Below are 7,818 nucleotides of genomic sequence, written 5' to 3'. Positions count from 1 at the left end.
TAGATTTAGTCGAACGCACAACCGTTGCTGAGATACCCAGTATTGCCCTAGAAAGCGCGTTAGAGTCGATTCAGGAGTTTAGTACACCATCGCCCAATTCACCGCGCTTAATGCTCGATTTCGATCGATGGGGGGCGATTTTAAATAACCCGAACTTGAGATCGCAACTGTATCAAACTCGGTTGTCAAAAATGGCGATCGTTGGCGTAGCCTCTCGGAACGAGACTCGCGCTCCGGCACCATTGCAATTAGGTGCTTGGTTGCGGCAGGAATTTACGAATGCGATCGCGAGTGGGTGGCAAACTTATCAAGCAGTCCCCACCCGCGCGCCAAATCAAGCGATCGAACGATCGAAATTAGTCAATCTCCAAATCGATCTGCATCAGGAAACTGTGGTGCTATTAATTGGCATTATTCCAGAATCAAACGAACGCATCCGCGTGTTGGTACGCGTACATCCGGCCATTGGTTCTCGTCATCTGCCACCCCAATTACAATTAAGCTATCTCGACGAACATGGGGTTAGTTTGCGGACGGTTATTGCCAGAACTAATGATGATTTTATTCAGTTACCCGCTTTTACTTGTCCGGTAGCAATGGAGTTTAATATTCAATTGCAGTTAGGTACTGCGAGATCGATCGAACGGTTTGTTGTTTAGAGCGGGGTAGTGGAGGCGGGGGGCGGGGAGCGAGGAGCGGGGAGAAAGATAAGGAGTGGAGAGATTGAAGGAAATTATTATTAGGCTGGGTGAAGGTACGATTCAGACGGGGTTTAATAGTGTCAATGTCGAACTCAAAGCGGCAGGAATGACGCAGTGGGAAGATCGGAGTAATTTGCCGCCAAATCCCGAACTCCAGCAATTATTAAACGAATGGCAACTATTGTATCCAGCCGCGATCGAGCTATTGTCTAGAGAAATCAATCTCTCGCCAGTTTTCGATACGGAGACAGTCACAAATGTATCCAGTCAAGATCTGGTAGAACTGAATCAAAACTTTCAAGTATTAATTAATAACTGGCTGAATCGGAGCGATTTTGGGAATATTGTCGGGCGATTGCGAACCGATTTAGATGTGCGCGATCGAATCTTAGTTATCATCGTTGGCGATCGCTTGAATATTTGGCAGCTACCTTGGCATGTGTGGAACTTATTTGCATCCTATCCCGGTGCCGTCGAAGTATTTTGTAAACCGAGATTTACTAATGTTACTCAGGTCAAAATCCAGCGTAGCAATGAGGTAAAGATTCTCAGTTTATGCGGTCGCGATCCGAATTTACAGCTCGAACCCGATTTTTTAAAAACCCTACCACAAGCGGCGATCGATTCATTAGCAACTACTTCAGCCTACGAACTTGCCGATCGCTTAACGCAGAGCCAGCCGTGGCAAATATTCGTGTTTAACGGTCATGGCAACACCATTCGCGCCGCGACAACTAACGAGCCAGATTTGCAAGCCGGTATTATTTATCTCGATAATGATACCCCGATCGAGATTGACAGATTAAAACAATCGCTACGAGTTGCTGTCGATCGCGGCTTGCAAATTGCCATTTTTAATTGCTGTAGCGGCTTAGGTTTAGCCGCGCAATTGAGCGATATCGATCTACCATATATTATCGTGATGCGGGAGCTAATTCCCTGCTCGATCGCCCGACAGTTTTTAGCCGATCTCTTAACTGAATATAGTCGCGGCCAAAGTTTTCCGGCTGCTTTCCAATATGCCAGACAGCGGTTAATTTTAGCGAGTGGAGAATTTGCCAGATTTGCCGATTGGTTGCCGATTTTATTTCACAATCCGCTCAGTCGTCATGTCACTTGGCAAGATCTCACGACGCCACCGATTTCTAGTGCTGTGCCGCCGCAGCTCGTCGCTATTTGCCGCTATTGCGATCGACCTAAATATCGCCTGATGACAGCGGTGGGAGCGAGTCTAGTTGCTGCTATCTTAGCCCTCCAATTGGCAGCAATCCCGCTAATATCCACGCTCGAACAAACGATCGTCGATCGCACTCAAATAGCCGCGAGCGATCGAATTTCACCACAGCCATCCGTAGTCAAGATAATTAATTACGAGCCATTTAGTTCGGGAAATATTATCAATAATGATGCCGAATTGCTGAAAATTGTCGATCGGGTCGATCGAGTGAGTCAGCCTACTGCCTGGGGAATATCACTCAAAATCGATACCACTACGACCCCGCATCCGCTCGTTTTCGATCGCGCGAACATTATCCCTGAATGTATCGATCGAGCGATTAAATATTCATGCGATCGTCCGGTATTTGTCAATTCATTATTAACCAAATACTTGGTAAGTCATTCCCAGCATGTAGCAGTCGATCGCCAGTTAAACTGGGATTCTGCATCCCTCAGCAATAAATTATTCGCTCATATATTAACTAAGATCGATCGAATTAATTCCAGCAAGGTTTTGGAATTATCACCTACCGAACTTAAGAAACAGTTCGACGGCAAGCTGATTTTAGTCGGGATTTTTGACGAACAAGAGCCAACGACGTCACTATTAGCCAAAACCGCGATCGAGATCGATCGCCTCATTCGCGCCCACCATCCCCAACATCCCCTCCCACTGTTTGCCCCGTCATCCCCAGGCGTGCGATTCTTATGGGTCTTTTTGTGGTCGCTGCTAGCGGGGCTAGCTGTGTGGCGACGACAGTGGTGGTGGCTAGCGATCGCCATCTGCGGCCAAATCTCGATCGCTGGCTTACTATTAATCTACGGTCGAGGATTACCGCTAGCGATCTCCGAGATCGCCATGATGCTAGTCAGCACAACGATCTGGGCGATTAAGCAGATCGCTATCGATCCTAAATTGGCAACCGTGCATAATTCTCTCTCACCCGCCCGAAAGAGAAATTAAGCACGAGCGATTGCTTGATGACCTCTAACTAGAGAACGTTGCCCATCGCCGACCTGTCCATTCTAATTCCCCACTTAATTAACTGACATGAAAAACATTACCGTCGGCTCTGTCCTGTTACTTTCTCTCATTCTGACTGGCGGTTCTGCCCTGACTACCACCCCCTTACTAGCCAAAACACCAGCAACGAATACCGCCAACCGCGCCTATGAAAAAGCTAGCCCAGCAGTAGTCACGATCCGCAATAATCGGGGGCATGGCAGTGGTTTTATTATTAGTGCTGATGGTTTTGTCATTACCAATGCTCACGTACTTAAAGGACAGTCGGCGATCGTTACGGTGATGATGGCGGATGGCAAAACCGAAATGCCTGCTGATGTCGTCGGATTTTCTAAAGGGGGCATCGATCTGGCACTGCTCAAAATCAATCGTCGCCAGAAATTTCCCACTCTCAACTTTGGTAAAAGTAGCGCAATTAGAGTTGGCGACCCTGTTTATGCGATCGGCACACCATTGGGTGAGGAAAATCAAAATACATTTATGCCTGGAATGATAAGTGCCATTCGTAACAAGGGTAGTGTCATCCAGCACAGCGCGCCAATCAATCGCGGTAATTCTGGCGGCCCGTTGGTCAACGAGCGTGGGGAAATAATTGCGGTTAATACTACCAACGACCTGGCAAGAGTCATCGATAGCGAAGGTAATCCGATCGGTATTAGCACTGGTAGCGTCGGAATTGGTTATGCACTGAGTGTGGATGTAGTGCGTAAATTTCTCGCGGATGTCAAGCAAGGCAATATTTCAGCAGTAGCGACGATCGAATAACTAATTGCCACTTGTCATCGCTCGATAATTAGCGATCGCACCACTCAATATTAGTACTCGATCCTGCCCCAGCCAAATTCATCGATCGCGGTGCATTATTAACCATCGATTGCCCAATTAAAACCCAACTTACCTCTCAAATATTTACCTCCTAAACATCATGAAAAACTTAATTCTGACTGCACTCGCGATCGCTAGCTCGAACATCGCTGTCATGAATCCACTCTTCGCGCAAACACCCACTCCAGCCCCCGCTCAAAACACTACCTCCACCCGCATTTACTGCGGCCAAAGCTACGATCCCAGCAGCAAACAGAATCTACCCACCACTCTCGCCTTAGCCGCCGGACAGACAGAACCGACTGCCCTCATCGTTTGGAAGAGTGAATTTTTTGGGCGCAATTACACACCCCAAAAACGCTGCGAAGTTGTCTCGCCCAAATTTCAAGCCGCATTCCAAGCCGGACGCATCTATCTCAGCTCGGGAGTAGACAAAACTACCGGACAGGGAATTGTCTGTAGTGCCGCCAGTGCCAACGACGCTTGCGATAACTCCACAATGCTGTTCACGCTCAAATCCTATCAAAAAGCCCAAGAGACGATCGAGAGATTAACCACTCTTGCTAGCGGTGCTACTAATGTCATCCCAATCGAAAGTAGTGGCGGCAGACAGGTTGTCAATGTCAAACAAATACTCAGTCGTAAATAACCGATCGACGCTCGATATTTATAGTCTGACTAAATTATGAACGCGAAATTTTTACTGCTATCTGTCGCGCTCGTTGCTCCAACAATCGCGACTTTTCCTACCCTTGCCCAATCCCAACATGTCGGGTTTTATTGCGGTTTTACCCAAAAACTCGAACCAGCCACGATGATTGCGATCGAAGGTAACGATCGCGGCGATCGCTCGATCGTGGTCTGGCGACACAAGCTCAATAATTTGTCACCCAAACAACGCTGCGATCTCGCGGCGCAAAGATTTCAAGCAGCTTGGAATCGGGGCAATTTTAACTATTTAGTCCCTGGTATCGATAATACCAACGGTCAAGGCTTGATTTGTGCCGTGAGTGCTAAAAGCGATGTTTGCCAGACTAAAAATATGCTATTTGCAGTTGAAAATGCTCGCGAAGCCCAGAATGTCAGTACGCGATTACTCGAAAATATGAAGCGTCCGGGCGTGGGCGGTGGAACGGTAATTTACCAATCGAGTTCTGCCCAAGCGATCGACATGAAAGATTTAATTAATTCATTTAGTAAATAAACCTAAAACAGACGTGAAAATAATCATTTTAGCCACACTGGCGATCGCTGAATTAATCATGTTGGGAGTCCAACCCAGCACTGCTAATCCACTTACAGTCCGCTTCTACTGCGGACAAAGCTTCGATACCGCTCGCAATAAAATCTTGCCAACGACCTTTGTCGCTACCTCCGCCCGATCGGAATCGATCGCCCTGATTCGCTGGGGATCTAGCTTTGGTGGCTACTCTCCGCAAGTTAGGTGCAATATGGTAGCATCCAAGTTTCAGACAGCCTGGACGGGTGGAAATTTGAAATTTATCAAGTCGGGAGTGTCCGATCGCACCGGGCAAGGGATTATTTGCGGCACTGCCGATCGTCAGCAAAAATGCGATGATTCACAAATACTGTTTACACTTAAAAATCATCAAGATGCCAAGAATATTATTGCCAATATCAATAATATTAGATCTGGCAAAACAAGCGGCCCATCTCCACAAAGTGCTGGCGATTCACCAGTAGATTTGGAGGAGTTAATTAAATAAACTTGACAGGATGTTTGAAAAGTATGGATTAGCACTCTTAAACCCTAGAGAATCCCCCCTAACCCCCTTAAAAAGGGGGGTACCGGACTCTTAGTCCCCCTTTTTAAGGGGGATTTAGGGGGATTCTCACCCTGTAAACGGAGCAATTAGACGCATTCATTCATCCGATAGGGTTACAGATAGAGCGCGGCTTTATTTTATTTCATCCAATAGAACATAAGTCATAAACACTCTCCCGAAATAGCCAATATCACCTCTCCCACTCCAACATGAAAACTGCTACCATTCTCATCACTAGCCTTCTCCTGACACACATTCCCCTCCAACTGGCGACCGCACAAGCGATCGCACCCGACACCCGCATCGCCCCAGGAGGTCTTCTGACACCCCAGCAAGTGCAACAGCGAGCCAAAAGTATCACCGTCCGGATTACCTCGGAAAATAATGGCGGTTCGGGCGTGATTATCGCCCAGAAGGGGGACAAATATCTGATCCTCACCAATGCCCACGTTGTCAGACGAGCGACCAAAATTGCCATTCAAGCCCCTGACGGTCAGAAATATGCAGCCACACCGCTCGATGGTGGGTTTGATGCGAAATACGATCTCGCCCTGTTGCAATTTACCAGTCGGACGAAATATACCCTTCCAGATTTATCGGAGATTAGTCTTAGTCCCATCGACACAACGCGGACAATTTATAGTGCCGGATTTCCGTTCGATGCGACTAATATCCGCATCACTCAGGGTCAAGTATCCCAACTCACAGATATTTCCTTCAACGATGGGACGCAGATTGGTTATGCCACCGATAAAGGCGAACGAGGCATCCGCCAAGGCATGAGCGGCGGGGCGATCCTCGACCAACAGGGGCAGTTGCTGGGGATTAATACCGTCGGTGTAGCACCGATTTTGCCGGACTATACCTATAACGATGGTAGTAAACCGATCGCCAAACTCAAGGCTCAATACCAGCAAGCTAACTGGGCGATCCCAATCTACAATTTCCTCACCCATGTCAAGCCAGATATCCTCTATGGCTATGCCAACCTGCCGAAGGTAGAGCGTCAAGTGACGCCGACTGGCTTTATGGCCAGACTAAATACCAAAGCGCGGCAGATGACGGTGAGGATTGAGACAGGCACAGAGAATGGTTCAGGGGTTATCGTTGCTAGGCAGGGCAAGACTTACTATGTCCTAACAGCCAAACATGTAGTCGCAGATCTCCAGACAAATAAACAATATCCCAGCCCACAGATTGTCACTTACGACCAAGATCGCCGGAGTGGCACTAGTACGGTAGTTGCCGAAGGGGTGGATTTGGCGGTGGTGAAATTTGAGAGTAGCAATAACTATCCAGTGGCGAGACTGGGCGAATATAGCCAGAATACTAAAGATTTAGCATTCGTGGGGGGCTTTCCAGGACGAGAGAAGATCGACAGCCCGCTGTGGCAATGGCAACTCAATCCTGGATATCTATTTAGTAGAGAACAGGGTAAATTTCAAACTCAAACTAACCAATCATTTTCGGATGGTTACGATCTGCTCTATCGCAGCATTAGTTATGGGGGGATGAGTGGTGGGCCGGTATTCGATACGGCAGGAAACGTCATCGGTATTCATGGTCGTGGCGAGTCGGCAAATCTCGGTAGTTTGGGGATCTCGATCCGAACTTTTACCGGATTAGCAGTTAAATTGCAGGTTGCTCCCAATTTATTAGCGATCGATCGATCCAATCCTACCGATCTCAATCCAGAGGATCTTCAGAATGTACTCGCAGCAATGCAGAATATTCCCCAGCCGCAACTAGCGGATAGTGGCGAACGGTGGCTAGCCTATGGCAATCAACTCTTGCGCACCGCTCAATCCGATCGAGCCATCGCCGCTTTCGATCGAGCAATTGCTCAAAATCAGGCAATATTTGGTCATTTTGGCAAAGCATTATCACTAGCGCGTATTGGCAAATATCAATTAGCAGAAAACGCGATCGATCGAGCCATTACAGCAATTCCAGCTAACGATCGTAAAACATATTACTATTTTTGGGGATATCAAGGTAGAATTGCTCAGTTTTTAGAGAAATATAACAAAGCTATTAGCTCGATGGATACAGCAATTCAGCTAGAGCCAAACGATCTAAACTGGCTGAATCAGAAAGCAGATGTTTTACAGGATAGCAAGCAATACAATAAATCGATCGACATCTACACTGAAATTATTCAAAAACAACCAGAGGCTTATACCTATCTTAATCGTGGTCGTGCTAAATCAGCTCTAGGGAATAAAAAAGAGGCAATTGCTGATTACGATCGTGCCATTGCCAT

The 7,818-nt window shown here is 47.3% G+C and carries 7 protein-coding genes; all 7 read left to right on the top strand.

Translation table 11 applies throughout. From position 1 onward, the window contains the following. The coding region (locus RMO84_RS06775; protein WP_310487710.1) for a DUF1822 family protein at positions 1-659 on the top strand (659 nt) is incomplete at its 5' end. Between the two features lie 64 nt (positions 660-723). After that, positions 724-2,883: a hypothetical protein gene (locus RMO84_RS06770; RefSeq protein ID WP_310487709.1), complete on the top strand. Its 2,160-nt coding sequence runs from the start codon at positions 724-726 to the stop codon at positions 2,881-2,883. 87 nt (positions 2,884-2,970) lie between these two features. After that, entirely contained in the window at positions 2,971-3,708 is a 738-nt protein-coding gene (locus RMO84_RS06765) for a trypsin-like peptidase domain-containing protein (protein WP_310487708.1), read from the top strand. Between the two features lie 160 nt (positions 3,709-3,868). Further along, positions 3,869-4,417 carry a COP23 domain-containing protein gene (locus RMO84_RS06760; protein WP_310487707.1) on the top strand — a complete coding sequence of 183 codons (549 nt, stop codon included), beginning with the start codon at positions 3,869-3,871 and terminating at the stop codon, positions 4,415-4,417. A 36-nt stretch (positions 4,418-4,453) separates the two neighbouring features. Further along, positions 4,454-4,972: a COP23 domain-containing protein gene (locus RMO84_RS06755; RefSeq protein ID WP_310487706.1), complete on the top strand. Its 519-nt coding sequence runs from the start codon at positions 4,454-4,456 to the stop codon at positions 4,970-4,972. A 13-nt stretch (positions 4,973-4,985) separates the two neighbouring features. Further along, positions 4,986-5,495: a COP23 domain-containing protein gene (locus tag RMO84_RS06750; RefSeq protein ID WP_310487705.1), complete on the top strand. Its 510-nt coding sequence runs from the start codon at positions 4,986-4,988 to the stop codon at positions 5,493-5,495. 269 nt (positions 5,496-5,764) lie between these two features. Further along, a partial coding sequence (locus tag RMO84_RS06745; protein ID WP_310487704.1) for a tetratricopeptide repeat-containing serine protease family protein occupies positions 5,765-7,818 on the top strand: 2,054 nt, incomplete at its 3' end.

Origin of the sequence: Chamaesiphon sp. VAR_69_metabat_338 (assembly GCF_031423935.1) — a bacterium.
GTDB lineage: Bacteria > Cyanobacteriota > Cyanobacteriia > Cyanobacteriales > Chamaesiphonaceae > Chamaesiphon.
This window is presented reverse-complemented; position numbering and strand designations above follow the sequence as displayed.